Below are 25,412 nucleotides of genomic sequence, written 5' to 3'. Positions count from 1 at the left end.
GGCATAACCACTGCGCTGACTCAATGAACATAGCACCAAACCCCTCATAACGTTACAATCTGCCCCATTTTGAACATCTCAGCGTCGGTGACCTTCAGGTTAAGTGCATAGCTGAGTACAAATCTCTGTAGAGGTAAGATGAAAGATACACAGTTGGCTCGTGAGGCGGAACTTAGAAGGACGTTCGCTATCATTTCGCACCCCGACGCTGGTAAAACCACCATCACCGAAAAAATGCTGTTATTCGGAAATGCTATTCAGCTAGCTGGCTCTGTTAAGAGCAAGCGTAATGATCGCCATGCCACATCAGACTGGATGAAGATGGAGCAAGAGCGCGGGATCTCGGTCACGACGTCGGTGATGCAGTTCCCTTATGGTGGGCGTATCGTGAACTTGCTGGATACCCCAGGGCACGAGGATTTCTCCGAAGATACTTACCGTACATTAACTGCGGTGGATTCCGCGTTAATGGTGATTGATGGTGCGAAAGGTGTTGAGGATCGTACCATTAAGCTGATGGAAGTCTGCCGTTTGCGCACCACTCCTATATTAACGTTCATCAACAAGATGGACCGCGATATCCGCGACCCTATCGAAGTCATGGACGAGGTGGAGACTGTACTGAATATCCAGTGTGCGCCGATGACATGGCCGATTGGCATGGGGCGGCACTTTAAGGGCGTGTATCACCTTTATAACGATGTTATTCATCTGTATACCCAGGGACAAGGCAGCCGTATTCCAGATGACAAGCGAATTGAGGGTTTAGATAACCCGGAAGTTGACGCTGTACTTGGTGAAGAGCAGGCCGAAGAGCTGCGCATGGAAGTCGAATTAGTGCGTGGTGCTTCCCATGAGTTTGATCTTGATGCCTATCGTCGTGGTGAGCTGTCGCCGGTGTACTTTGGTACCGCAATGGGTAACTTCGGCGTACGCGAAATGATGGATGGGTTTGTTGAGTACGCGCCGCCGCCCCAGCCACGCCAGACAGACATCCGCGAAGTAACCGCTCAAGATGATCGCTTTACTGGGTTCGTATTTAAAATTCAGGCGAATATGGATCCCAACCATCGTGACCGTATTGCCTTTTTACGTGTCTGTTCCGGTAAGTACGAAAAGAATATGAAGATGCGCCACGTGCGGATAGGCAAAGATGTAAAAATTGCCGATGCGCTCACGTTTATGGCGTCAGATCGTTCGCAGGTAGAAGAGGCTTGGCCAGGCGATATTATTGGCTTACACAATCACGGCACGATTCAGATTGGGGATACCTTCACTGTTGGTGAAGATATGCGCTTTACCGGCATTCCTCACTTTGCGCCAGAGTTGTTCAAGCGTGTTCGTTTAAAAGACCCGTTAAAAATGAAAGCGCTTCAGAAAGGGCTCCAGCAGCTCTCCGAAGAGGGCGCTACGCAGGTCTTTATGCCGATGGATAACAACGACCTGATTCTTGGTGCTGTCGGTACACTGCAGTTTGACGTTGTTGCTCACCGCTTGAAGGAAGAGTACAAAGTTGACTGTCTGTATGAAGGGGTCAATGTACAAACCGCACGCTGGGTCTATTGCGAAGACGCCAAAATGTTGGAAGAGTTTAAGCGTAAAGCGAGCTCCAACCTGGCTATCGATGGCGGCGGCTACCTGACGTATATCGCGCCGACGCGGGTCAACCTGCAGATGACCCAAGAGCGCTGGCCAGATATTCGTTTTCAGCCCACGCGCGAGCACTGATCGAACCTTTCTTACTATAGTGACTTCCCTGTTATGTTGATTGATGCTCACTGCCACCTGGATTTCGAGGCATTTGACAATGATCGCGATGCGGTCATCGAAAATGCCAAGGCGGTGGGCGTCGAACACTTTGTTGTGCCATCAACGACGCGCTCCCTATGGCCTAATGTATTGACGCTTGCCGCGCGTAAGGAGGTAAGTAGTTGTGTTGGCCTTCACCCTTACTTTGTTGGTCAACACGCTAACGACGATTTGATTGCCTTGGAGCAGCTTTTGGCTGAACAGAAGGTTGAAGCCGAAAAGCGCATTGTGGCAATAGGTGAGTGTGGTATTGATGGCCGCTTTAGGGAGTCATTAGATAAACAGTGGGCCTATTTCGATGCGCAGCTCGGCCTAGCAAAACAGTTCGCTTTACCTATTGTGGTGCACTGCGTAAAAGCTAATGATCAGGTAAGCAAACGTCTACGCCAGCTAGCGCTTCCTAGAGGTGGGCTTATCCATGCGTTCTCTGGTTCTTATGAGCAGGCCGCTAAGTTTCTCGATCTAGGCTATACCCTGGGTTTGGGCGGGGCGATTACCTACGAGCGCGCACAACGACTGCGTAATGTGGTGTCGCGCTTACCTGACGATGGCTTTGTATTAGAAACTGACAGCCCCGATATGCCGCTTAGCGGCTATCAGGGGCAACGTAATGAACCATGCAGAGTGGCAAAGGTAGCCAGCTTAGTGGCAGCACTTCGCCATCAATCATTTGTAAAAATAGCGGCACTGAGTAGTGCGAATGCTATTCGCTTATTCCAACTCCCATATCCCAATTGCTACTAGACGATTAGGCTGCTGGCCAGCTGTTCAGGGTCGAGGCGCTCAACGGTATAGGGCAGGTCGCAGAGCGTTATCGGATGCCCTTGCCAATAAAGAGGTGAGAGCGCTTCAATCGCTTTAGTATTTGCAACGGCGAGCATTTCAATTTGCTGGTTGTCGCTAAATGCGCTGCTAACGACTTCACCGACGGTTTTCTCCTGCTCATCCACTAGTGTGTCACCAACCTGGGGCAAGCTGCTAACACTAGCGGTAACGCGCACTAAGCGCTTTTTTACTTGGCCCCGAAAATGCGCCCGGGCGACGACTTCTTGCCCTGTATAGCAACCTTTCTTAAAGCTTATTCCCCCAAGTGCTTCCCAATTCAACATTTGTGGGAGGAAGTGATCTTGCTGCGGGGCTGTTAACCACGCCAAACCGCTGCGGATATCTGCTAATTGCCACGTGTTAAGCGCATCTTCATCATCATTTATTTCAATAGCGCTCTGTTCAGCAGAATCTTCTATGCTGATTAACCAACGCCCGCTATCTGGCTGGCATAAGACCGTCGCTTGGGTATTGCTGTGATGGGTATAAGGTTGATCAGGAAGCGCTAAACCAAACGCTTGAGTAACCTTGTTGGCACTTTCGCTGGCGCCGACGATTAGCATTGATGACTGAGGCTGCAATTCGACGCGATAAAAAGCGGCAAATTTGGCTAAATGGCTGGCGAGCATATCGATCAATGAGGTGCTCAACAGTAGCCTATAATGGTCGTTGCTGATTTTCAGTAATTGAGCATTGGCCAGCATTCTTCCCTTTGGTGTGCAAAAGCAGGTAAGAGGGGCAAAAAAGCCATTGGCTAAGCTTACCTGTGCGCTTGTTTGCCCTTGCAGGAATTTCTCAGCATCTGCACCTTTGACATCTAAGGCGGCGAGGTGAGGCAAACGGACGCAGCCATTCATCTTGAGTAACGAAGAGACAGTCGCCATATAGACTCCATATGGGAAGATAGGGTAAACGTAACGTAATCGCATTTGTATCAAAGGTGCGGGCACTGCAGGTAGATTGCAAGGGCCCTGGCGCATGCTAGACTGCTTTGCCTGTATCAGTTTTGCATAGCTTTCAATAGCGTACTCACTTCAATTCAGCGTAGAAAAGGGCAAGGAATGGCATATCAATCATTAACGTTCCAAGGTGTCACAACAGTCGATCAGGTGAATAAGATTACCACGGCGCTGATGATGCTGGATGGTGTCGATAGTGCTGAGGTAGGGCGCCACGGAGCAGAAGTAGAAGGGCGAGCTAAGCGTGAAGCGCTTATAAAAGCTGTTGAGAAGTTAAACCTCGGTATAAAGGTTTCCTAATGCATAAGCCAATCACGATTATTAGTGAGCGTAACCAGACATTTCGTCAACGTATTGAAGTCGATGGTTTGGAAGATCTCTATGGCGACGTCCCACCGGCAGTCGGGGGAGACGGCAGTGCACCAGATCCGCATGATTACTTTGATATTGCCCTAGGTACCTGCAAGGCGATTACCGTGCAAATGTATGCCAGGCGCAAAGAGTGGCCGCTTGAGGGCATCACTGTCAAAGTACAGCGCGATGATAGCGAGGAAAGAAAAGGTGTCTATAAGTTAGCTGTGACGATGACTTTCCACGGCATTGAGGATCCTGAACAGCGGGCAAAGCTAGAAGATATTAGTCATCGTTGCCCGATACAGCGGTTGATGACCCAAGCGACGATTGAAATTTCCACGTTTACCGAGTAGTTCACTTCCCCCCTTAAGGAGTAATGATGAGCAAGGAATTCCGGCTGCAGTCCAAATTTAAGCCTGCTGGTGATCAGCCCGCCGCGATACGCAGCCTGGTTAGTGGGCTTGAGTCGGGACTTGCCCATCAGACCTTATTAGGGGTGACTGGCTCGGGTAAAACGTTCACGATGGCAAATATTGTGCAGCAGCAGCAGCGTCCAACGATTGTAATGGCGCCCAATAAAACGCTGGCTGCCCAGCTATATGGTGAGTTCAAATCGTTTTTTCCGGATAACGCTGTCGAATATTTTGTCTCTTACTACGACTATTACCAGCCGGAAGCCTATGTCCCTTCTTCAGATACCTTTATTGAGAAAGATGCCTCGATAAATGACCATATCGAGCAAATGCGCTTATCGGCTACCAAGGCACTGCTTGAGCGTCGAGATGCGCTGATTGTTGTCTCGGTATCGGCGATCTATGGTCTTGGTGATCCAGATCAGTATCTCAAGATGCGGTTGCATTTCACCCGTGGTGAATTAATTGACCAGCGTGCTTTTTTACGCCGCTTGGCCGAATTGCAATATACCCGCAACGATATGGATTTCCGCCGAGGTACCTATCGGGTGCGCGGCGATGTGATTGATATTTTCCCCGCGGACTCTGACGAGGAAGCGGTGCGGGTGGAGTTGTTTGATAACGAAATTGATTCTATACGCTTATTTGATCCATTAACTGGCGAGGTGCGAACTCATGTGCCTCGTATGACCATCTATCCTAAATCTCACTATGTCACTCCGCGAGAAACTATTTTAGGCGCTATTGATGCAATCAAGGCAGAGCTTAAGGAGCGCCTTGAGTGGATGCGTAAGCACGAGCGTTTAGTTGAAGCACAGCGCCTAGAGCAGCGAACCCTTTACGATATTGAAATGATGCTAGAGCTTGGCTACTGCAACGGCATTGAAAACTACTCGCGCTATCTTTCAGGTCGTGCGCCTGGCGAACCACCCCCGACGTTCTTCGACTATCTGCCGGATGACGCGTTACTGTTTATCGATGAGTCGCATGTCAGTGTGCCCCAGGTTGGCGGTATGTATAAGGGCGACCGTTCTAGAAAAGAGACACTGGTTGAATATGGCTTCCGGCTACCCTCTGCGCTAGATAACCGGCCAATGAAATTTGAAGAGTGGGAATCTATTTCGCCTCAAACCATCTTTGTGTCGGCAACACCGGGCAAGTATGAAGCAGAACATGCCAGTCAAATTGTCGAGCAGGTGGTGCGCCCAACAGGCTTGTTAGATCCGGAAATAGAAGTTCGCCCGGCCAGTACCCAGGTTGATGACCTGCTGTCAGAAATTGGCTTACGTACCGCCGTAGGTGAGCGTGTTCTGGTGACGACGCTGACTAAACGTATGGCGGAAGATCTAACCGAGTACTTTGATGAGCACGATATCCGTGTGCGCTATTTACATTCGGATATTGATACCGTTGAGCGAGTCGAAATCATCCGCGACCTGCGTCTTGGTAAGTTCGATGTTTTAGTGGGAATCAACTTACTTCGGGAAGGCTTAGATATTCCTGAAGTGTCGCTTGTTGCCATCTTGGATGCCGATAAAGAGGGCTTTTTACGCGCTGAGCGCTCACTGATTCAAACTATTGGCCGTGCAGCCCGTAACGCCCATGGTAAAGCTATTTTATACGGTGACAAAATCACCGATTCAATGCGCAAAGCCATCGATGAAACCGAACGTCGCCGCGCCAAGCAGACCGCTCATAACCAAGAGCATGGCATCACGCCAACCACCGTAACGCGCTCTGTGGCGGATATTCTTGAAGCTGCCCAGGCACCAGGCAAGAAGAGCAGCCGTCGCCGTGGCAACGAGCGGAAAGTGGCAGAGAGTGCTGCTGACTATGATGTGGCCACGATGAGCAAACACGATCTGCTCGAGGCTATCAGTAAGCTAGAGGACGCCATGTTTGAAGCTGCACAAAATCTAGAGTTTGAAGAAGCAGCGAGACTGCGTGATCAGCTTCATCAAATGCAAGAAAAACAGCTGGCGCTGGGGTAATCGATGCCTGAAGGCCCTGAAATCCGCCGTGCAGCAGATAGAATTGAGCAGCAGATAGGTGGCAAACATCTGGATGATGCGTGGTTTGCGTTTCCGGAACTCGCCGAGCAAGCCAATTCATTGATTGGTCAACGAGTTGAGGCAGTTGATACGTGGGGCAAGGCCATGCTCGTCCGTTTTGCAGACCATCGTGTGCTGTACTCACACAACCAGCTTTATGGCGTATGGAAGCTACATAGCGAAAATAAGCCGCCAAGCACCAAAAGGTCACTACGAGTTCGGCTGGTGGCTGAGGGCAGGGTGGCTAGTCTTTACAGCGCCTCTGATATTTCGCTCTGGCATGAGAGTGAGTTGAGCCATCACCCTTTCTTGTCGCGCCTTGGGCCTGATTTATTAAGTCAAAACGTATCGTCTGATGATGTGAAACAACGCCTGACTGGTTCAGCGTTTATACGCAGAAGCCTGGGTGCATTGTTACTTGATCAAGGGCTTGTCGCTGGATTAGGAAATTACTTGCGCTCTGAAATTCTTTTTTTATCTAACGTGCACCCTAAAAAGCGCCCCTGTGACTTAACTGAAAACCAGCTAGACCTGCTCGCCACTACGATTGTGGAAACGACCCGACAGGCGTATTTAGAAGCGGGTGTTACTAATCGTGAGGCATGGATTAAACAAGCCATTGCCTCCGGTGAGCCACGCCGGCAATGGCGCTTTAGTGTATTTGAACGCGCTGGCCTTTCCTGCCACCGCTGCGGCTCAGTAATCGAACGTACAATGGTCGGTTCTCGCCGTTTATATTTATGCCCAACGTGCCAATCCCTATAATTTATACCGTTACCTCACGTATGCTGACAAAAATCAGACTAATGCCCTAGTTATCAAATGTAGGTTGGCGGTGGTTGTGGCTGCCGCATATAAGGCCAATACGGTATACTTACCGGTACATCTAGACGGCCATTAAAAAGGCCGCAGCCAAGACGATAACCGAGGAGCTGTTTGTCCATGACCGTGATTCGCCAGGACGACGTCATTCAGAGCGTTGCCGATGCTCTACAGTACATCTCTTACTACCATCCTAAAGATTTCATTGATGCAATGTCAGCCGCTTACGAGCGTGAAGAGAACCCCGCGGCGAAAGACGCGATTGCACAAATCTTAATTAACTCACGCATGTGCGCTACGGGACATCGTCCAATTTGCCAAGATACCGGTATTGTGACGGTGTTTGTTCACGTGGGTATGAACGTCACCTGGGATGCCGAGCTAAGTCTCGATGACATGATTAACGAAGGTGTGCGCCGCGCGTATCAACTGCCTGATAACGTGCTGCGTGCTTCTGTGCTCGCAGACCCCGACGGTAAGCGAGCCAATACCAAAGACAACACCCCAGCGATAATTCACCATTCGCTTGTGCCGGGCGATAAGGTCGATATCCACGTCGCCGCGAAGGGCGGTGGTAGCGAAGCTAAATCGAAGTTTGCGATGCTAAACCCATCCGATAGTGTTGTGGACTGGGTGATGGAGCAGTTGCCTAAAATGGGCGCAGGCTGGTGCCCACCGGGTATGTTGGGAATTGGTATTGGCGGCACCGCTGAAAAGGCGATGATGATTGCCAAAGAAGCGTTGCTCGACCCTATCGATATTCAAGATTTGCAGGCGCGAGGACCTAGTAATCGCGCTGAAGAGCTGCGTTTAGAACTGTTCGATAAAGTGAATAAGAGCGGTATCGGCGCTCAGGGCTTAGGTGGTTTAACCACGGTGCTGGATATTAAAGTTAAAGACTATCCAACCCATGCTGCCAATAAGCCTGTGGCCATCATTCCCAACTGTGCAGCCACGCGTCATGCGCACTTCACGCTTGATGGCAGTGGCCCTGTGGCACTTCCTGCCCCTAAACTTGAAGATTGGCCAGAAATTACCCGTGAAGCAGGCGATAACGTCAAACGCGTCAACCTAGATAGCGTCACTCCCGAAGAAGTCAAAACGTGGCAGCCGGGTGATACGTTGCTGTTGAACGGTAAGCTATTAACCGGCCGTGATGCAGCACATAAACGTATGGTCGATATGATTGCCAAAGGCGAGCCGCTTCCGGTTGATATGAAAGGCCGCTTTATTTACTACGTAGGGCCAGTTGATCCGGTCGGTGACGAAGTGGTTGGCCCCGCAGGTCCAACCACTGCTACTCGAATGGATAAATTCACCCGCACTATGCTTGAAGAGACTGGCTTGTTAGGCATGGTTGGTAAAGCGGAACGAGGCCAAACCGCTATTGATGCCATTCGCGATAACCAGGCGGTGTATTTGATGGCTGTTGGCGGCTCTGCCTACCTTGTTGCCCAGGCAATTAAGAAGTCACGGGTTGTTGGTTTTGAAGATCTAGGAATGGAAGCCATCTACGAATTTGAAGTTGAGGATATGCCCGTTACTGTCGCTGTCGATAGCCTAGGAACGTCTGTCCACCAGACAGGACCGGCCAAATGGAAGGAGATCATCGCTCAAAAGGCGTAGCATACTGATGGCGTCGAACCGCAGTCAGTGACAATAAGCCCCGTCTCTCGCGGGGCTTTTGTGCATTAGCAGTGCAATAATCTGATCAACAGCTCACTTGATAGCGAGGAACAGGCAATGACCTCATGGTTGCTAGGGACCAGCATTATGTTGATACACCTATTGGGTATCGTGTCAGCAGTTATGGCGCTTATGTCGAGCAGAACATCCCAGGGGGCTATTGCTTGGATTATTTCACTATTAACGTTTCCTTATGTTGCGCTGCCTGCGTATTGGTTTTTCGGACGCCCGCGTTTCTATGGCTATGTAACAGCAAGGGGGGAGCGAGATAACGTATTACGTCGAGTGTTGGTACGTTATCGCCATAACATTAAGCCGCACCTTTCATCGCCGACTAGCACCGATATTCAGGCGGTGGAGCAGCTGGCAATGATGCCGTTGACTAACGGCAATAGCGCCGACTTGTTGATCGATGGTGAAGCCACCTTCACAAGTCTTTTTGAAGGTATTGATCAGGCCAAAAGTTATTTGCTGCTGCAGTTTTTTATTGTACGTAACGATGCTTTAGGTAAACGGTTGCAAGACCATTTAATCAAAGCCGCACAGCGAGGGGTGCGCGTTTATTTCCTATATGATGAAGTAGGTAGTCGGAAACTAGACGATGGCTTTTTAAATGAGATGATCAAAGCAGGTGTCGAAGTAAAAGCGTTTCGTTCTTCTCGAGGCTTCAAGCATCGCTTTCAGCTTAATTTTCGTAACCATCGCAAAATAGCGGTCGTGGATGGTAACAAGGGCTGGGTAGGTGGCTTTAATGTTGGTGTAGAATATCTTGGACAAAACCCACGGCATGGCCCCTGGCGCGATACCCATCTAGCCCTCGGTGGCCCGTGTGTGCTGGGTTTACAGGAAGCTTTTTGGGAAGATTGGCACTGGGCAACAGGGGAGGTCATTACCCTAAACTGGCATGCCGACAGTCATCCGCAAGATGATCATCATGTGGTTATTGTGCCATCCGGCCCGGCCGATAAACAGGACACGGCTAGTCTTTTAATTCAACAGTTAATTCATAGTGCCAATGAAAGGCTCTGGGTCACCAGCCCATACTTCGTGCCAGATCAAGGAGTGCAGGATGCGCTAAGACTAGCAGCAATGCGCGGAGTAGATGTACGGGTTATGATTCCCGAACGCCCCGATCATCTGTTGGTGTTTCTATCTGCATTTTCATTTTTGCCTGATATGTTAAGAGCAGGTGTAAAAATATACCGTTATCTTCCCGGTTTTTTACACCAGAAAGTCATGCTAATTGACAGCAATGCAGCGACCGTCGGCACAATAAACCTGGATAATCGATCTTTTAGGCTTAACTTTGAAATAACGGCCTTCATACCCAGTACCGCATTTGCTAGTAAAGTACATGCCATGTTGGAGCAAGATTTTGCTCAGTGTCGACGCGTTACAATTGACGAAATTAGCCAGCGCCCAATGTGGAAGAAAGTAGTTTCTCGTGCGGCATATTTAACCGCACCTATTCAGTAATCAATAATAACCCTGCACGCCGCTAACAACGATTAGGCAAAAGGAGTTTTGGGTGAATTTAGAAACAAAATGGCTCGAGGATTTCGTTGCATTAGCCAATACACGAAGTTTTTCGGCATCTGCCAGGCAGCGCCATGTTACTCAGCCTGCATTCAGCCGCCGTATTCGTGCGCTAGAGCAAGCGGTAGGGGTCACCTTAGTCGATCGCTCGACAACACCGATTGGGCTGACCTCGGAAGGCCAATTGTTTTTGATCACCGCACGCAATCTAGTCGAGCAATTGAACGAGTCATTAAGCCATCTCCGGGGAGTTTCTATTGCGAATGAAGCACTCGATATCGTCGCGGCACACTCACTGGCATTAAGCTTTTTCCCGCCTTGGATTTCCCGTTTACAAAAAGGCTTGGGTGAACTGCCTACACGATTGGTCGCTATGAACGTTGGGGAGGCTATCCATGTTCTGCGTGAAGGTAACTGTGATCTGATGCTGGCATATTATGACCCCTTTGCCACTATGCAACTGGACGCAGAAGTCTTTCCCTCTTTCTCGATTGGCCAAGTAAAAATGCTGCCGGTTTCACTCCCAGATGAAGACGGCAAGCCGCTTTTCTCAATTCAAAATGACAGCTCGATTCCCTATTTAGCTTATACGCAGGGGGCTTTTCTGGGACGAAGTGTGCGCATGCTGCTCAAAAACGACCCATTACGACTGAAGCTGCGCACGGTTTACGAAACGGCCATGGCGGAAGGATTGAAAGGCATGGTGCTGCAAGGAGTGGGGGTTGCTTGGATTCCTGATTTTTGTATTCGTGAAGAGCTCAAAACCGGCAAATTGGTAAGAGCTGGCGATGAAAATTGGGATATCCCTCTAGAAATTAGACTTTACCGCTGTTCGTTAGTCCATAAACCCGGCGTTGAGCGTCTCTGGCGTCAAATGATGAAATTGCCACGCGATTTTCTGCAGGCTTAGCCAACAGAGCGACTAGAAAAAAGCCTCAGATTTTAAAATGTGCCTAAATCGGCCGGTAATCCAAGAAAATTTTGAATAATAAAGAAGTGATCTTCAAACAAGCTTTCAGGTTCTAGATCAGCAAGGGCGACCCAGCGAGCATGGTCGCCGCCCTTGACTGGCTTTAAACGGGGCAACTGCTGATCAGGCCTGAGAGCAAAATAGAAGGCTTCAGCTAACGTTCGTCCACGCCAACTGCGGTGAGGCTCATCAAATAAGCGTTGTCCACGTAACGAGCCCTTTAACACGGGCTCGGGCACTTTAAGTCTTAACCGTTCACGGAGCTCCCTTAAGCAAGCATCTAATAAGCGCTCATGGGGATTTATAAAGCCTCCGGGTAATGCCAGAAGTCCTTTACCCGGTGCCGCCATGCGCTTCACCAACAAAATATGGCCTGATTGGACGACAACCGCATTAACAGTCACAAAAATGGGCGGATAGGGGGCCTGTGCCCAAGCTTGCTTGTATTGATCAAGTAGCTGCTGCTCTTCCAGTAGGCCGTGATAGGCAATACCTTTGCAAAACCTGTCAACGCTTTTGACGACTTCAGGAGGTAAGTCGTGGTAGGCACCGGTACTCAAGTAATCATCGGTAGAACCCGGTGAGCGAAATAATCGCTCACGTATTTGACTCGCTGAGATACCTTCAACGAGTGGGACGCTAATGGACTCCCATTGAGGGAAAAGCGATAAATAATAGCTTGATTGTCCTCTACTCGCACCAATCAAACCAATACGCGGTAAGCGTGCGTTTGCAGGAGACGTCAAATCACGCACTTTGCGTTGCACATCACGTACCCACACATCATCGTTATAAAGCGCATCGAGTAGTGGCGTGATTTCCAGGCGTTGATTGTCTTGATCATCAAACCCAGAACGAATCATTGCCTGTCGCTCATCGAACGTCCACGGATTGCGTAAAGAGCGTGCCTGCCAAGCAGAGCCCACTAATACGATGACTTGACGTGCTTGTTTTAACGCCTCTCGGATAATGGCAAGGTGGCCAAGATGGGGAGGCTGAAAACGACCAATAAACACCAAGCAATCAAAGTCGTAAGCCGTAGTAGATTTAACAGCATCCGAATTCATAGCGCTTCCTTGGTCGTAAGTGAGAAAGTAACAAAGAAAAGAGAACCATTATGAAGTGGGCAGTTAAGGTGCGCAATGCGTCTCCGCCTGCGCTCAACGTTTTAGTTCGGTATGATTGTTAGAGGTATCTTGCGCTAGTGCTTGATAGGGACACTCTTTTGTTAATGGAATGAATATGCTGAAAAAAACGATCACTTTTTGGTGGAACGTGGTTCAAGATGCTACGGCGTTATGGCTTGAACGAAATGCCTTCAGCTATGCCGGATCATTAGCGTTCTACACACTCTTCTCCTTAGCGCCTACCGTTATTATCGCGGTAACAGTGATAGGCGTGGTACTGGGTGAAGATGCCGCTCAAGGACAAATAGTTGCTCAGCTACAGGACACGTTAGGCGCTGATGCAGCACTAGCGATTGAGCAGGCCGTTGCCCAGTCACGTATCGAAGAGTCAGGTATCTTGCCAACAGTGCTTGGCTTTGTAGCTTTATTGGTGGGTGCCACAACCGTGTTTGCGCAGATGCAATTTTCGCTCAATACCATTTGGGGCGTCACTGCAAAGCCCACTTCCAATAGTGCCCTTATCTTTATCAAAAATCGCTTACTTTCCTTAACGGTCGTGTTGTCTATTGGCTTCATTCTATTAGTATCGTTAGTGTTGGGGGTTATCTTGCGGGGTATGCTCCACGGAGCTAGTAATTTATTGCCTTACGCTAGTTTATTAACAACATCGCTTGAGTCATTAATTTCACTGGCGATGGTGACGTTGTTATTCGCTACTATTTTCAAAGTATTACCGGATGTGGTGCTGCGTTGGCAAGATGTGCTGATTGGCGCAGTAGTAACTGCTGTGCTATTTACTATTGGGCGCAGTGTTATTGCTATTTATTTGGCATACACCGCCACCGCGTCGACCTATGGTGCGGCAGGCTCCGTTGTGATGATTTTGTTATGGGTATATTACAGTTCATTAATTCTACTATTTGGCGCTGCTTTTACGCGCTCCTTGCTGCTTCGTCGCGGGCGGGCATTGGTGCCACGTAATAGTGCAGTGCTGGTGAAGCGGGAGTTAGTTTAAAAAAGGTTGGTAGAAAGAGCTCCTTAGAGAGCTCATTTATAACAAGCGCAGATCAGCAGAGTTCAGCCTGTCGTCCTATCGGGCTGAATTCTATAAACGCTATTGTATAAATACTGAGAGGATCGTTTATGTCTACTTGCTGTGTACGTGCTTATGTAACAGGAAAAGTGCAGGGCGTATGGTTTCGGCGTTCAACACAGGAACAAGCACTTCAACGAGGACTAACAGGATACGCCAAAAACTTACCCGATGGACGGGTTGAGGTGGTGCTATGTGGCAATTCAGCTGCTGTATCTACGCTAACTGAATGGTTATGGCAGGGCCCTGAAGGAGCGCAGGTAACGCATGTCACTATTGAAGTGTTGGACGGCCACCGCGCTCCCGATCATTTTGCGACCTATTAATCAGTGCTTAAGACGTTCGCCTCAGTTTGCCATTGCTGAATGTTGTCAGCAGTGAGCGACACAATGTTCTGGCGAGCCTCGGGCGTAATCCAGGCATTGTGAGGGGTCACTATCAAATTAACTGCCTCACCTTCTGCTAATGCTGTTAAGAGAGGGTGTCCTTCTTTCGGCGGCTCAGTGGGGAGCACATCAACTGCTAACCCTCCAATCTTGCCAGCACGAAGCGCCTCAAGTGCCGCTTCTTCATCGATGATGCCGCCCCGGGCGCAATTGACCAATAGCAGTGACGGTTTGGCGTTTACCAGGCGCGTGCGATTGATAAGGTGCTTGGTTGTTTCGTTAAGCGGGCAATGCAAGCTAATAATATCTGCCGTTGGTAATAAATCGTCGAGAGAGGGTCGTTTGTCGTTTAACTCATTCCCAGGGCGAGCAGCAAATGTAACCTTCATCCCAAACGCTTCAGCTAAACGCGCCACTTCTGAACCAAGCTCACCTTGCCCCACCATCACTAGGTGCTTATTGGAAAGCTGCAGCGTCGAGTGAGCTTGTAAACAAAAGAAATCGCTGCGCTGCCATTCGCCACGAGCGATATCAGCTTGATAACGAGGTAAACGATTAGCCAATGCCAGCATAAGCAGTAATGTATGCTGAGAAACGCTAGCTGTTCCATAAGCAGTGACATTCTTTACAGCAATATTGTGGGCCTTAGCTGTGTCGAGATCGATATTATTAAGCCCTGTCGCCAGCACACATATAAGTTTGAGTTTAGGTAAGGCTGATAGTGTTTCTGCGTTCAGTACAACCTTGTTGACGATCGCTATGTCGGCATCCGCCAAGCGCTCACTTGCCTGTTCGGCAGTGCTTTGCTGATACACCTCTAAATGACTAACAAGGTCTCGAATTGCTGTTAGATCGATATCCGCGCCTAAGCTCTCGGCATCCAGCATTACCGCATTGGGCATTTTTCTTTTCTCCATTATCTGCCGAAAGGCACTTGGCCTTGCTCAGCAGGGGGCACAAAAGGGTATAATGTGTCGCTCTATCAACCGCAGTCTTGGAATTTATCCCGACAGGCCACATATTCTTTGTCTGGCAAGCGTTGGTTTTGCCACTAGTTTATACAAACTTAGCCTGTCGGAGTTGAGCTTTTCAGGAGTTATCAACATGCCCATCTATGAGTACGAGTGCAAGGCCTGCGGTCATCGCATGGAAAAATTGCAGAAAATCAGCGCGGATCCGCTGAAGGATTGCCCCGCGTGCCAGGGAGCCAGTCTGGAACGCTTGGTCTCGGCGGCTGGTTTCCGCCTTGCTGGCGGCGGTTGGTATGAAACCGATTTTAAAACAGGAAGTAAGAAAAACTTGGCAGCAGAAGGCCAATCTACTTCTAGCACTGGTACCACAAGCGATACCAGTAGCGCATCAACGAAAAAGGGCGCCGCGGCTTAGCCGCGGTTGTCAGGGTCAGAACGGCCCACGACAATCTCATTGCCACGTAACAGAACAGGATTAGACATGCGCAGCCATTATTGCGGCCAGCTTAACGAAACTTTGGTGGAACAAACGGTCACTGTCTGCGGTTGGGTACATCGCCGCCGTGATCATGGTGGGGTCATCTTTCTGGATATGCGCGATCGCGATGGCATCGCTCAGTTCGTTGTCGACCCAGATACCGCCGAGGCATTTGCTAATGCTGACCGTGCTCGCAGTGAGTACGTACTTCGTATTACTGGCCGTGTCCGGCTGCGCCCTGAAGGAACGCAAAATCCTAACATGCCAACGGGCATGATTGAGGTATTAGCTAAAGAGGTGGAGGTGCTCAACACAGCCGCCACACCACCTTTTCAGCTCGATGAGCACAACAAAGTAGGCGAGGAAGTTCGCTTAAAGCATCGCTATATCGACCTTCGACGCCCGGATATGATTGAGAAGCTACGCTTGCGTTCGCGTATTTCTCACAACGTCCGCGCTTACTTGGAAAACCAAGGCTTCCTGGATATCGAGACGCCGGTATTGACTCGTGCAACGCCGGAAGGTGCCCGCGACTACCTCGTTCCTAGCCGGACACATGCAGGCAGCTTCTTTGCACTACCGCAGTCACCACAGTTGTTTAAGCAGCTGTTAATGGTGGCCGGTTTTGATCGTTACTACCAGATCGCTAAATGCTTCCGTGATGAAGATCTGCGGGCTGATCGCCAGCCCGAGTTCACGCAAATCGATATCGAAGCCTCTTTTGTGGAAGAAGACGACATCATGGGCATTACCGAAGCCATGATTCGTCAACTCTTCCAGGAAGTGCTGAGCGTCGAGCTGCCTGAGTTCCCACGCATGACCTGGCAGGAAGCAATGGATCGCTTTGGCTCTGATAAGCCTGATCTACGCATTCCGTTAGAATTGACCGATGTTGATGACTTGATGCAGCAGGTTGATTTTAAGGTCTTCTCAGGCCCTGCAAGTGCGGAAGACGGCCGCGTAGCGGCATTGAAAGTGCCGGGTGGAGCCAAATTGTCTCGTAAAGAGATCGACGAATATACTAAGTTCGTTGGTATTTACGGTGCCAAAGGACTGGCGTGGATTAAGGTCAATGAGCGGGCCAAAGGGCTTGAAGGTCTTCAATCACCCATTGTTAAGTTCATGGAGAATGTGGTTGAAGAGCTGCTTGATCGCGTAGGCGCTGAAGATGGCGACATCATTTTCTTTGGTGCGGATAAAACGCGCATCGTCAATGAAGCGATTGGTGCATTACGCGTCAAGTTAGGTGCCGACCTTGAGCTTTACACTCAGGCGTGGGCACCGTTATGGGTTGTCGATTTCCCGATGTTTGAAGCGGATGACAACGGCCGTCTCAGCCCGTTACATCACCCATTTACCGCACCTTCTTGCTCGCCAGAAGCACTTAAAGCTGACCCAGCAAAAGCATTGTCGCGTGCCTACGACATGGTGCTTAACGGCACTGAGCTTGGTGGTGGTTCCATTCGTATTCACGATCAAACCATGCAAAGCACTGTGTTTGAAATCTTGGGTATTGGCCAAGAGGAAGCGCAAGAGAAGTTTGGCTTCCTACTGGATGCGTTGCAATACGGCGCGCCTCCCCATGGCGGCTTAGCGTTCGGTTTAGATCGTTTAGTGATGCTGATGGCTGGAGCTAAGACAATTCGTGAAGTGATTGCCTTCCCGAAAACCCAAAGCGCCGGCTGTTTACTGACTGATGCCCCGGGTGAAGTCAGCTCTGATCAGTTGAAAGACTTAAACATCCGTCTGCGCCAAAAAGCCAAAGCAGAGACCGCTAGCGAATAATCGCTTAGCTCTGCTTTCTAGGTCAGCAACGAGCAGTTCGGCAACCAGTAGTCCAACACCGACGTTTAGGCGTCGGTGTTTTTGTTTGAACCGCTCGCTACCAATAGGACAGCTGCCATGGATGAAAGACGGCCCGCTCCCGCGATTAGAATCTTGGGTATCGACCCAGGTTCGCGTATCACGGGCTATGGTGTCATCGATTTAATGGGTGTTAAGCCTCATTATGTCGCTAGTGGGTGCATTAGAACGACCGATGTCCCTTTAGAGCAGCGCTTGGCGCAAATTTATGCCGGTTTAAGCGAAGTAGTGGGGCTGCATCGGCCCGATGCCGTCGCCGTTGAGCGAGTCTTCATAGCTAAAAATCCCGACTCAGCTCTGAAGCTTGGACAAGCACGGGGCACGGCTCTCGTCTGCATCGCGAATCACGGTCTGAGTATTGCAGAGTACGCAGCAAGACAGATCAAGCAAGCCGTTACGGGCCAAGGAGGCGCGGAGAAAAGCCAGGTGCAGCATATGGTCACCGCTATTCTACAGCTCTCTTCAACACCGCAGGCTGACGCCGCGGATGCGCTGGCTATCGCGCTTACCCATGCGTATGCAGGGCATGGCTTACTTGCTGCCCCCTCTAAGGGCAGTCGTCGGCGCAGCACAGGGCGGTGGCGGCTTTAGCTGCTTACTGGTCATTTGTACAGAGTGTCTTTATAGTAAATGGCAGCTTTTTATTATTGCGAGCATACACATGATCGGTCGTATTAATGGTTTTTTGTTAGAAAAGCACCCCCCTTGGATTGTGGTTGATGTGCATGGAGTCGGTTACGAGCTTGAAGCCTCGATGAATACCCTAGTGGCGCTTCCTGCTGTAGGAGAGAGCGTATCCATGTATACGCATCTTACCATTCGTGATGATGCCCATTTGCTTTACGGCTTTGGCCGAGAACAAGAGCGCGCACTGTTTCGTGCCCTAATCAAGGTCAACGGCGTAGGGCCAAAACTGGCATTAGCCATCCTTTCTGGAATGGACGAAGCTGCCTTTATGCGTTGCGTCCGTGACGACGATAGTAAAGCACTGACGAAGCTGCCAGGCGTTGGTAAAAAAACCGCCGAGCGGTTAATTATTGAAATGCGTGACCGTTTCCCTGAATGGGAGAACGCGGCGGATGCGCCCCTCGCGTTAGAAGCGGCGAATGGTGAACCTGCCCCTCGTGACTCACTGGCAGATGCGGAAGCGGCCCTAGTGAGCTTGGGCTATAAGCTGACTGAAGCCTCAAAAATGTTAGCTGACATTAATCCCAAGCAGTCAACAGAGGCAATTATTAAAGCCGCGCTGACAAAACGCATGACTGGGTAACAACGTGAGTTATTTCATGGAACGACTGATAGTGCGTACTTTATGTTAGAACATGACCGATTAATCGCAGCTGAGCCCGAACAAGGGGAAGGGCGTATTGATCATGCGATTCGTCCCAAGCATTTAAAGGATTATATTGGGCAACCGCGGGTACGCGAGCAGCTTGAAATTTTCATTGGAGCCGCAAAGCTACGTCAGGAAAGCCTAGACCATACCTTGGTATTTGGCCCCCCAGGGCTGGGTAAAACAACGCTTGCGAATATTATTGCTACTGAAATGGGAGTGGGGCTGAAATCAACGTCTGGCCCTGTACTTGAGCGTGCGGGGGACTTAGCAGCAATGCTGACGAACCTAGAACCAGGCGACGTGCTGTTTATTGATGAAATTCACCGATTGTCACCCGTGGTAGAAGAGGTGCTATATCCGGCAATGGAAGATTTTCAGCTGGATATTATGATCGGTGAGGGACCCGCTGCCCGCTCGATCAAACTAGATTTGCCTCGCTTTACCTTAGTAGGTGCGACAACGCGCGCAGGCTTGCTAACTTCTCCCTTGCGTGATCGCTTTGGCATTGTGCAACGCTTGGAGTTTTACAACCTTGAAGAGCTGACTGAGATTGTCACTCGCTCAGCCCGCTTGCTAGGTGTTGAAACGAGTCATGCAGGCGCAGTCGAGGTTGCCAAGCGCTCCAGAGGCACCCCGCGTATTGCCAATCGGCTGCTGCGCCGCGTACGGGACTATGCAGAAATAAAGGGCAATGGCATCGTTGATGTTACTCTCGCCGATGCGGCACTCAACATGCTAAATGTCGATCACCACGGGCTGGATCATATGGATCGGCGCCTTTTGTTGGCAATGATCGATAAATTTGATGGCGGTCCTGTGGGAATTGACTCAATCTCAGCCGCTATTAGTGAAGAGCGCGGTACCATTGAAGACGTCATTGAACCTTACTTAATTCAGCAAGGATTAATGATGCGCACACCGCGGGGGCGCGTAGTAACACGGCAGGCGTGGCTGCACTTCAATAAAACACCTCACGAACATGCCATTGATCCAGAAGGAGAGCGGCGCCCATGAGTAACGGGTTCACGATGCCGGTGCGCGTCTATATGGAAGATACTGACGCCGGTGGAATTGTCTACTACGTTAACTACTTGAAGTTTATGGAGCGCGCTCGCAGCGAATGGTTACGTACGCTAGGTCTTAATCAGCAAACTTTGCTAGACGATGGCACCCAGCTAGTGGTATATCGCTTGGCCTGTCACTACAGCAAGCCTGCACGCCTGGATGATTCACTTATTGTCAGTACAAATATTGAGAATGTTGGTCGATGCCGGATGACTTTTTTACAGCAAGTGCAGCGAGATGAGGAACTCTTATGCGCTGCTACAGTCGAGATAGCCTGCTTATGCGCGCATAAGATGCGGCCAAAAGCATGGCCAAAAACATTGCAGGTGCTGGGTTGATTCGTTTAGGGCGAACACCGAGAACACGCATAAATCTATGATATGTGTAAACCTATGGCATGTGTAAACCTATAGCATGTATAAACCTATGGAGTAGATAGCACGATGTAGCGTGCGTACTTCATGGCCTTTATATACCACCACTGTTCGGAAATTCCGACATTAATAGCTTGATGAGGGTAACTGTGAACGATAACACCATGTCCATCCCCCACTTGATAATGAGTGCCAGCACGGTTGTGCAGCTGGTGATGTTACTGCTGGTGGTGGGGTCAATCCTCTCTTGGGTGGTTATTTTCCAACGCAGCATTGCCTTGCGCAGGGCAAAACAGGAGTACAACCAATTTGAAGAATCCTTTTGGTCGGGTGTCGATTTAAACGAGTTATACCGAGAGATTCCTGCTGACGACCCACGCTATGGCGCAGAGCATATTTTCCAGGCGGGCTTTCGCGAATTTAATCGTTTAATGCCCAAAACACGTAACCCCGACACAATCTTGGAAGGTGTGCAGCGGAGTATGCGAGTCGCCTGGTCTCGGGAAGAAGATCGCCTGACTCAGCATCTTGTCTTCCTCGCAACGGTGGCTTCAGCGAGCCCTTACATCGGCTTGTTTGGAACGGTTTGGGGGATTATGGGGTCTTTCCAATCCCTTTCTATGACCCAGCAAGCTACATTGGCAACGGTTGCGCCTTGGATTGCTGAAGCGCTAATTGCAACAGCTATGGGCCTATTTGCTGCTATTCCCGCAGTCGTTTTCTATAACCGCCTATCGAATGATGCCGCTCGTCTATTGGGCAAGTACGAAGACTTCGCCGAGGAATTTCACGCTATCTTGCACCGTAATTTGCAAGGCCGTGAAAGTAAGTCCAGCGCTAGCTAAGGGAGTACGCTATGCAAGGCCCGTTTAATCGCAGCGGCAATAAAAAGCCGATGGCTGAAATCAACGTAGTCCCCTTTATTGACGTCATGCTGGTCTTGCTGGTGATCTTTATGATCACCGCACCAATGCTCACTCAAGGGGTGCAAGTAGATCTACCTCAAGTCACATCAGAGCCCATCGACAACCAAGACGAAAGTGACCCGATTATTATCTCTGTCGACCAGGATGGAGGCTACTTCATCACGCTTGGCGAAGATTCAACAGCTGTCTCTCTTGAGCAAATGGCTGAGCGAGTCACGGCGATATTGCAGCGACGACCTGAAACGCCTGTTATGGTTCGTGGCGATCGCAACGTTGCATACGGACAAATAGTCGTATTAATGAGCACACTGCAACGCTCGGGTGTCGCTAATGTCGGTCTGTTATCTGAGCCGCCACAAGATGGTTAAACGTAGCGCGCAAATAGCAATCAAACCACCCCGTGACCCACAGGATGTTGGCTATACTTGGCCTACCGTTCTGGCGGTTGCGGTGCATCTATTAGTGGTGCTTTTTAGTTTGGTTAGCCTGCCCAGTTCAACGGCAGAGCCAGACTCCTCCTCGATTGTGCAAGCGACCTTCGTCAGTACTGAGACATTCACTGACCAAGCACAGCAAACGACGGAGCAACAAGCAGCGCTCAATAGCTCAACCGACCCAGAGGAAGCTGAGCCAGCACCTGACCCAAGTGAGCAAGAAGCACTGCAGCAGCAGCAGGCAGACGAAGCGGCCGCTAGAGAAGAAGCGCAAGCTCAAGCACGGGCAGAAGAGCAAGCACGCGAGCTGCAAGAGGCTCAAGCTCAGGCCGCAGCCGAGGCACAGCGACGAGAAGAAGAAGCACAACGTCTAGCCGAACAGCAGGAAGAAGCGGCTAAAGCCAGAGAAGAGGCTCAACGGGCAGCCGAGGCAGAAGCTCAGCGCCAACGGGAAGCTGAGGCAGAAGCCCAGCGCCAGCGGGAAGCCGAGGCAGAAGCCCAGCGCCAGCAGGAAGCCGAGGCAGAAGCTCAACGCCAGCGCGAAGCCGAGGCAGAAGCTCAACGCCAGCGCGAAGCCGAGGCAGAAGCTCAACGCCAGCGCGAAGCCGAGGCAGAAGCTCAACGCCAGCGCGAAGCCGAGGCAGAAGCTCAACGCCAGCGCGAAGCCGAGGCAGAAGCTCAACGCCAGCGCGAAGCTGAGGCAGAAGCCCAGCGCCAGCGGGAAGCCGAGGCAGAGGCTCAACGCCAGCGGGAAGCCGAGGCAGAAGCCCAACGCCAGCGAGAAGCCGAGGCAGAAGCTCAACGCCAGCGAGAAGCGGAAGCGGCCATGCAGCGTCAGCTAGAGGGAGAAGCCCAGGCTGCTGCGAACGCACAGCAGGCGCAGCAAGCAGCGAATGGGTTTATTAATATTGTGCGTCGTGCGGTAGAGCAGGCATGGTTAATTCCCGCAGGCGCCAGTGACACGATGAGTGCTACGATTCAAGTAAGGCTTGGCCCATCAGGAGAGGTACTTTTAACCACTATCGCCTCATCCAGCGGTGATAGTGCCTTTGACCGGTCTGCCATGCAGGCTGTCGAACACGCTGCTCCGTTCAGCGAGCTGAGGGATTTGCCCGCAGAGCAGCAGCGCAACTTACGTCAATTTAATCTGCGATTTACCCCGGGGGATGTTCGCTGATGCAAACCATAAGCAAAGTGTGGCTGTTTTGCGTACTGCTATTCGTTAGTAGTTATGCAACTGCAAATGCAAACCTAACTATCGAAATAACACGCGGGAGCGACCAAGCCTTACCGATTGGTATCGTTCCCTTTGCAGGTGGCGATAACCTACCTGAAGATGTGGCTCAAATCATCCAGGACGACCTTGAGCGCAGCGGTTTTTTTGCGCCCTTAGAACGCAGTGCCATGTTTGATAGACCAAGCCAGGCGGATGACGTTGAGTTTGGTACTTGGCGGTCGCTTGATGTTCGATATTTGGTGGTAGGCCGAGCACAACAGACAAATAGTGGTTATCAGATTCAGTTCGAGTTAATGGATATCAGTGGGCAGCGCCGTATGATTGGCGAAACGGTCACAGCAAATGTGAACGATTTGCGTGGTGCTGCTCACTATATTAGCGATCAAATTTTTGAAGAAATTACCGATATCCGGGGGGCTTTCTCAACTAAAATTGCTTATGTAACCGCTCAAGGGTTGGGCGATAATATGCAATTTGGCCTGTATGTGGCCGATGCGGATGGACGTAATAGTCAACAAGTACTTACCTCCGACCAGCCGATTATGTCACCTGCATGGTCTCCTGATGGTCGAAAGTTGGCGTACGTATCCTTTGAAACAGAGCGTCCGGCTATCTATATTCAAGATGTTTCAACTGGACAACGAATACAAGCAACGTCTTTCGAAGGTATCAATGGTGCTCCTACTTGGTCACCTGATGGCCGCAAAATCGCCATGTCGCTGTCCAAAGATGGACAACCAGAAATTTATATCCTAGACATCGGTAATCGCTCCGTAGAGCGGATAACTCAAAACAGCAGCATTGATACTGAACCAACTTGGGCGCCCGATGGACGTAGTCTGTTGTTTACCTCTGACCGTAGTGGTGGACCGCAAATTTATGAATACTCGTTAGGTAGCGGTGAAGCCAAGCGCGTCACATTTACCGGTAACTACAATGCTCGCGCACGCTTTTCACCTGACGGAGAGCAAATCTTTTTAATTCACCGTTCCAACCGCGGCTATCAAGTTGCACGTCAGGAGCGTGACGGGGGGCGTCTTGTTGTAATCAGTGAAACAACAAGAGATGAATCTCCTAGTGTTGCGCCGAACGGGACCATGGTAATCTTCGCTACCCAACAGGGTAGTAATGGGGTGTTAAGTGCCGTTTCAGCGGATGGCCGCTCGTCATTTAGATTACCCGCAGCGCAAGGTGATGTTCGCGATCCCGCGTGGTCACCTTTTTTTAATTGATTGACGAAAAGTTTTAATTTTTTGTTTTCAGGCAAGGAGTCTGATTATGCAACTTAAACCGTTGGCTCGCTCATTAGCAGTAGCGCTATCTATCGTAGTAATCGCTGGCTGTTCCAGCACCGGCGGAACCCAGGATGGTGACTCTTATGGAAGCCAGGATGGCAGCGGCACAGGAGCGAGCACCTCAGGTGTTGGCACTGGTGGCCAGTATGGCTCTACATCAGGTTCCGGCGCAGGCGCTGGTCAACAAGCCGATTCACGCATTCCAGAAGTCCGTACTATCTATTTTGACTTCGACCGCGACACCATCAGGGGCGATTACGAATCAGTCGTTATGGCTCATGCTCGCTATTTGCGTGCTAACCCCAGCGCGCAAGTTGTTCTGCATGGCCATACCGACGAGCGTGGCACTCGCGAATACAACATGGCCCTTGGTGAGCGTCGTGCCGGGGCTGTTAAGCGGTTCTTAAATATTCAAGGCGTGTCTCCCTCGCAAATGAGCGTCGTCAGCTATGGTGAAGAGCGCCCGGCTGCTAGCGGCCAAAGTGAGAGTGCCTATTCTCAAAACCGTCGCGTCGTCTTTAACTACTGATGGCATTGGCGTACCTAGCTGTACAACATCAAGTACGCGCTACTTGGTGCTGGGTACGCTAACTAAGTAATGATTGGAGTCATCATGAATCACAGTCTCAAGCGTTATTTTGAGAGGCTGTGCGGTGCGGGAGCCATAGTGCTCCCGCTGTCCGTATTGCCTTTGACAACTTTTGCTCAACAGCCCCTCGTTCAAGACTTATCAAGTGGCTCTGGCTTTTATCAGCAGACCCAACGCCAGGAATCATCTGGTGGGAACTTGGTACTCTTTAACCAAGTGCAAGAGCATCAGAGAGAGATTCAGCAGTTACGTGGTCAGATTGAAGAGCTTCGACACCAGTTAGAGCAGCTTCGTCGGCAATCACAGCAGCAATACCTGGATATTGAAGATCGCTTAATGAATAGCGGTCCTAGCCAAATTGAGCAATCGACCCCTGCAGTAGAGCCCGAGGCGGCAGAGCAAGTTGCCAACGCACCCTCGTCTCGCAACGTCAGTGAAGATGCTCAGGCAGACTACCAAGCAGCGTTTGCCCACGTCCAAGCACGTCAATTCGAAGATGCAATCAATGCATTTAAAGCGTTTGTCACTGATCACCCCGACAGCAGTCTGACCGCGAACGGATATTACTGGCTGGGCGAACTTTATGCGGCGGAAGGTGAACTTGGCGCTGCTGATGAGTCATTTAGCCGTGTTATTGAGCAGTACAGCGGCAGCAGTAAAGTACCCGATGCGCTTTATAAGCTAGGATTAGTAAAAGCGCGGCAGGGCGAGGCTGAACGCAGTCGTGAACTGCTGGAACAAGTACGTGATGATTACCCGCAGAGTAGCGCGGCAGGACTTGCCAATGACTTTTTGCGTCAGTCGGCAGGATAA

26 protein-coding genes are annotated in these 25,412 nt (G+C 50.4%); 23 read left to right on the top strand and 3 right to left on the bottom strand.

Features of this window, described 5'->3' with window-relative positions; translation table 11 throughout:
• Positions 1-138: 138 nt before the first annotated feature.
• A complete protein-coding gene (locus IR195_RS10315) occupies positions 139-1,728 on the top strand; it encodes a peptide chain release factor 3 (RefSeq protein WP_125748033.1) in 1,590 nt (529 codons plus the stop codon).
• 33 nt (positions 1,729-1,761) lie between these two features.
• Positions 1,762-2,553, top strand: a complete 792-nt coding sequence (locus tag IR195_RS10310; RefSeq protein WP_206049696.1) for a TatD family hydrolase — start codon at positions 1,762-1,764, stop codon at positions 2,551-2,553.
• Here IR195_RS10310 and ygfZ read toward each other — a convergent pair.
• A complete protein-coding gene (ygfZ, locus tag IR195_RS10305; protein WP_206049695.1) occupies positions 2,550-3,518 on the bottom strand; it encodes a CAF17-like 4Fe-4S cluster assembly/insertion protein YgfZ in 969 nt (322 codons plus the stop codon). The genes IR195_RS10310 and ygfZ overlap by 4 nt on opposite strands.
• A gap of 177 nt (positions 3,519-3,695) precedes the next feature.
• Between ygfZ and IR195_RS10300 the strand changes: the two genes are divergently transcribed.
• The 7 genes from IR195_RS10300 to IR195_RS10270 all read left to right on the top strand — a co-directional run bounded on the left by IR195_RS10300 (position 3,696) and on the right by IR195_RS10270 (position 11,365).
• Positions 3,696-3,893: a hypothetical protein gene (locus IR195_RS10300; RefSeq protein WP_038484371.1), complete on the top strand. Its 198-nt coding sequence runs from the start codon at positions 3,696-3,698 to the stop codon at positions 3,891-3,893.
• Complete coding sequence (locus IR195_RS10295) at positions 3,893-4,300, top strand: OsmC family protein (RefSeq protein WP_206049694.1); 408 nt, start codon at positions 3,893-3,895, stop codon at positions 4,298-4,300. Before IR195_RS10300 ends, IR195_RS10295 begins: the two co-directional genes overlap by 1 nt.
• 26 nt (positions 4,301-4,326) lie before the next feature.
• A complete protein-coding gene (gene uvrB, locus IR195_RS10290; RefSeq protein WP_206049693.1) occupies positions 4,327-6,351 on the top strand; it encodes an excinuclease ABC subunit UvrB in 2,025 nt (674 codons plus the stop codon).
• A gap of 3 nt (positions 6,352-6,354) precedes the next feature.
• Entirely contained in the window at positions 6,355-7,176 is an 822-nt protein-coding gene (gene nei / locus IR195_RS10285) for an endonuclease VIII (RefSeq protein WP_206049692.1), read from the top strand.
• Positions 7,177-7,353: 177 nt separating this feature from the next.
• Positions 7,354-8,859, top strand: coding sequence for a fumarate hydratase (locus tag IR195_RS10280; RefSeq protein ID WP_206049691.1), 1,506 nt, complete (start codon positions 7,354-7,356; stop codon positions 8,857-8,859).
• A gap of 117 nt (positions 8,860-8,976) precedes the next feature.
• Positions 8,977-10,395, top strand: coding sequence for a cardiolipin synthase (gene cls / locus IR195_RS10275; RefSeq protein ID WP_206049690.1), 1,419 nt, complete (start codon positions 8,977-8,979; stop codon positions 10,393-10,395).
• Positions 10,396-10,447: 52 nt separating this feature from the next.
• Complete coding sequence (locus IR195_RS10270) at positions 10,448-11,365, top strand: LysR substrate-binding domain-containing protein (RefSeq protein WP_125748009.1); 918 nt, start codon at positions 10,448-10,450, stop codon at positions 11,363-11,365.
• A 32-nt stretch (positions 11,366-11,397) separates the two neighbouring features.
• Here the strand turns inward: IR195_RS10270 and IR195_RS10265 are convergent, their stop codons facing one another.
• Complete coding sequence (locus tag IR195_RS10265) at positions 11,398-12,492, bottom strand: bifunctional nicotinamide-nucleotide adenylyltransferase/Nudix hydroxylase (RefSeq protein ID WP_125748006.1); 1,095 nt, start codon at positions 12,490-12,492, stop codon at positions 11,398-11,400.
• Between the two features lie 175 nt (positions 12,493-12,667).
• Between IR195_RS10265 and IR195_RS10260 the strand changes: the two genes are divergently transcribed.
• Together IR195_RS10260 and yccX are read left to right on the top strand one after the other, a co-directional pair.
• Positions 12,668-13,567 (top strand): YihY/virulence factor BrkB family protein, encoded by a 900-nt coding sequence (locus tag IR195_RS10260; RefSeq protein ID WP_125748003.1) that lies wholly within the window; start codon positions 12,668-12,670, stop codon positions 13,565-13,567.
• A 128-nt stretch (positions 13,568-13,695) separates the two neighbouring features.
• Complete coding sequence (yccX, locus tag IR195_RS10255) at positions 13,696-13,971, top strand: acylphosphatase (RefSeq protein ID WP_206049689.1); 276 nt, start codon at positions 13,696-13,698, stop codon at positions 13,969-13,971.
• Here the strand turns inward: yccX and IR195_RS10250 are convergent.
• On the bottom strand, positions 13,968-14,933 hold the full coding sequence (locus IR195_RS10250; RefSeq protein ID WP_206049688.1) for a D-2-hydroxyacid dehydrogenase: 966 nt from the start codon (positions 14,931-14,933) through the stop codon (positions 13,968-13,970). The two genes, yccX and IR195_RS10250, sit on opposite strands and share 4 nt — an antisense overlap.
• Before the next feature lie 202 nt (positions 14,934-15,135).
• Between IR195_RS10250 and IR195_RS10245 the strand changes: the two genes are divergently transcribed.
• The 12 genes from IR195_RS10245 (at position 15,136) to ybgF (ending at position 25,412) form a co-directional block, all read left to right on the top strand.
• Positions 15,136-15,417, top strand: a complete 282-nt coding sequence (locus IR195_RS10245; RefSeq protein WP_125747994.1) for an FmdB family zinc ribbon protein — start codon at positions 15,136-15,138, stop codon at positions 15,415-15,417.
• 66 nt (positions 15,418-15,483) lie between these two features.
• Positions 15,484-17,265 (top strand): aspartate--tRNA ligase, encoded by a 1,782-nt coding sequence (gene aspS / locus IR195_RS10240; protein ID WP_172420859.1) that lies wholly within the window; start codon positions 15,484-15,486, stop codon positions 17,263-17,265.
• A gap of 117 nt (positions 17,266-17,382) precedes the next feature.
• Positions 17,383-17,934 carry a crossover junction endodeoxyribonuclease RuvC gene (ruvC, locus tag IR195_RS10235; RefSeq protein WP_206049687.1) on the top strand — a complete coding sequence of 184 codons (552 nt, stop codon included), beginning with the start codon at positions 17,383-17,385 and terminating at the stop codon, positions 17,932-17,934.
• Between the two features lie 70 nt (positions 17,935-18,004).
• A complete protein-coding gene (gene ruvA, locus IR195_RS10230; RefSeq protein ID WP_089038396.1) occupies positions 18,005-18,613 on the top strand; it encodes a Holliday junction branch migration protein RuvA in 609 nt (202 codons plus the stop codon).
• Positions 18,614-18,655: 42 nt separating this feature from the next.
• Positions 18,656-19,693, top strand: a complete 1,038-nt coding sequence (ruvB, locus tag IR195_RS10225; RefSeq protein WP_125747985.1) for a Holliday junction branch migration DNA helicase RuvB — start codon at positions 18,656-18,658, stop codon at positions 19,691-19,693.
• Entirely contained in the window at positions 19,690-20,082 is a 393-nt protein-coding gene (ybgC, locus tag IR195_RS10220; RefSeq protein WP_125747982.1) for a tol-pal system-associated acyl-CoA thioesterase, read from the top strand. The genes ruvB and ybgC overlap by 4 nt, the downstream gene beginning before the upstream one ends.
• 200 nt (positions 20,083-20,282) lie before the next feature.
• Positions 20,283-20,963 (top strand): protein TolQ, encoded by a 681-nt coding sequence (tolQ, locus tag IR195_RS10215; RefSeq protein WP_232060367.1) that lies wholly within the window; start codon positions 20,283-20,285, stop codon positions 20,961-20,963.
• A gap of 11 nt (positions 20,964-20,974) precedes the next feature.
• The gene (tolR, locus tag IR195_RS10210; RefSeq protein ID WP_125747976.1) at positions 20,975-21,412 is read left to right on the top strand and encodes a protein TolR; all 438 of its coding nucleotides are present in this window, start codon (positions 20,975-20,977) and stop codon (positions 21,410-21,412) included.
• The gene (gene tolA, locus IR195_RS10205) at positions 21,375-22,655 is read left to right on the top strand and encodes a cell envelope integrity protein TolA (protein ID WP_479715078.1); all 1,281 of its coding nucleotides are present in this window, start codon (positions 21,375-21,377) and stop codon (positions 22,653-22,655) included. The genes tolR and tolA overlap by 38 nt, the downstream gene beginning before the upstream one ends.
• The gene (tolB, locus tag IR195_RS10200) at positions 22,655-23,947 is read left to right on the top strand and encodes a Tol-Pal system beta propeller repeat protein TolB (protein WP_125747974.1); all 1,293 of its coding nucleotides are present in this window, start codon (positions 22,655-22,657) and stop codon (positions 23,945-23,947) included. The genes tolA and tolB overlap by 1 nt, the downstream gene beginning before the upstream one ends.
• Positions 23,948-23,993: 46 nt before the next feature.
• Positions 23,994-24,539, top strand: a complete 546-nt coding sequence (pal, locus tag IR195_RS10195; protein WP_125747971.1) for a peptidoglycan-associated lipoprotein Pal — start codon at positions 23,994-23,996, stop codon at positions 24,537-24,539.
• A gap of 84 nt (positions 24,540-24,623) precedes the next feature.
• Positions 24,624-25,412: a tol-pal system protein YbgF gene (gene ybgF / locus IR195_RS10190; protein ID WP_125747968.1), complete on the top strand. Its 789-nt coding sequence runs from the start codon at positions 24,624-24,626 to the stop codon at positions 25,410-25,412.

This window comes from Vreelandella venusta (genome assembly GCF_015689495.1).
GTDB classification, from domain to species: Bacteria; Pseudomonadota; Gammaproteobacteria; order Pseudomonadales; family Halomonadaceae; genus Vreelandella; species Vreelandella venusta.
Note: the sequence above shows the minus strand (reverse complement) of the source record. Positions and strands in the feature narration are given on the sequence as shown.

What these genes read in the sequence shown, in the direction of transcription:
- IR195_RS10315 (WP_125748033.1), top strand. Translation starts at nt 139, where the DNA reads ATGAAAGATACACAGTTGGCTCGTGAGGCGGAACTTAGAAGGACGTTC.
- IR195_RS10310 (WP_206049696.1), top strand. Translation starts at nt 1,762, where the DNA reads ATGTTGATTGATGCTCACTGCCACCTGGATTTCGAGGCATTTGACAAT.
- ygfZ (WP_206049695.1), bottom strand. Translation starts at nt 3,518, where the DNA reads ATGGCGACTGTCTCTTCGTTACTCAAGATGAATGGCTGCGTCCGTTTG.
- IR195_RS10300 (WP_038484371.1), top strand. Translation starts at nt 3,696, where the DNA reads ATGGCATATCAATCATTAACGTTCCAAGGTGTCACAACAGTCGATCAG.
- IR195_RS10295 (WP_206049694.1), top strand. Translation starts at nt 3,893, where the DNA reads ATGCATAAGCCAATCACGATTATTAGTGAGCGTAACCAGACATTTCGT.
- uvrB (WP_206049693.1), top strand. Translation starts at nt 4,327, where the DNA reads ATGAGCAAGGAATTCCGGCTGCAGTCCAAATTTAAGCCTGCTGGTGAT.
- nei (WP_206049692.1), top strand. Translation starts at nt 6,355, where the DNA reads ATGCCTGAAGGCCCTGAAATCCGCCGTGCAGCAGATAGAATTGAGCAG.
- IR195_RS10280 (WP_206049691.1), top strand. Translation starts at nt 7,354, where the DNA reads ATGACCGTGATTCGCCAGGACGACGTCATTCAGAGCGTTGCCGATGCT.
- cls (WP_206049690.1), top strand. Translation starts at nt 8,977, where the DNA reads ATGACCTCATGGTTGCTAGGGACCAGCATTATGTTGATACACCTATTG.
- IR195_RS10265 (WP_125748006.1), bottom strand. Translation starts at nt 12,492, where the DNA reads ATGAATTCGGATGCTGTTAAATCTACTACGGCTTACGACTTTGATTGC.
- IR195_RS10260 (WP_125748003.1), top strand. Translation starts at nt 12,668, where the DNA reads ATGCTGAAAAAAACGATCACTTTTTGGTGGAACGTGGTTCAAGATGCT.
- yccX (WP_206049689.1), top strand. Translation starts at nt 13,696, where the DNA reads ATGTCTACTTGCTGTGTACGTGCTTATGTAACAGGAAAAGTGCAGGGC.
- IR195_RS10250 (WP_206049688.1), bottom strand. Translation starts at nt 14,933, where the DNA reads ATGCCCAATGCGGTAATGCTGGATGCCGAGAGCTTAGGCGCGGATATC.
- IR195_RS10245 (WP_125747994.1), top strand. Translation starts at nt 15,136, where the DNA reads ATGCCCATCTATGAGTACGAGTGCAAGGCCTGCGGTCATCGCATGGAA.
- aspS (WP_172420859.1), top strand. Translation starts at nt 15,484, where the DNA reads ATGCGCAGCCATTATTGCGGCCAGCTTAACGAAACTTTGGTGGAACAA.
- ruvC (WP_206049687.1), top strand. Translation starts at nt 17,383, where the DNA reads ATGGATGAAAGACGGCCCGCTCCCGCGATTAGAATCTTGGGTATCGAC.
- ruvA (WP_089038396.1), top strand. Translation starts at nt 18,005, where the DNA reads ATGATCGGTCGTATTAATGGTTTTTTGTTAGAAAAGCACCCCCCTTGG.
- ruvB (WP_125747985.1), top strand. Translation starts at nt 18,656, where the DNA reads ATGTTAGAACATGACCGATTAATCGCAGCTGAGCCCGAACAAGGGGAA.
- ybgC (WP_125747982.1), top strand. Translation starts at nt 19,690, where the DNA reads ATGAGTAACGGGTTCACGATGCCGGTGCGCGTCTATATGGAAGATACT.
- tolQ (WP_232060367.1), top strand. Translation starts at nt 20,283, where the DNA reads ATGTCCATCCCCCACTTGATAATGAGTGCCAGCACGGTTGTGCAGCTG.
- tolR (WP_125747976.1), top strand. Translation starts at nt 20,975, where the DNA reads ATGCAAGGCCCGTTTAATCGCAGCGGCAATAAAAAGCCGATGGCTGAA.
- tolA (WP_479715078.1), top strand. Translation starts at nt 21,375, where the DNA reads ATGTCGGTCTGTTATCTGAGCCGCCACAAGATGGTTAAACGTAGCGCG.
- tolB (WP_125747974.1), top strand. Translation starts at nt 22,655, where the DNA reads ATGCAAACCATAAGCAAAGTGTGGCTGTTTTGCGTACTGCTATTCGTT.
- pal (WP_125747971.1), top strand. Translation starts at nt 23,994, where the DNA reads ATGCAACTTAAACCGTTGGCTCGCTCATTAGCAGTAGCGCTATCTATC.
- ybgF (WP_125747968.1), top strand. Translation starts at nt 24,624, where the DNA reads ATGAATCACAGTCTCAAGCGTTATTTTGAGAGGCTGTGCGGTGCGGGA.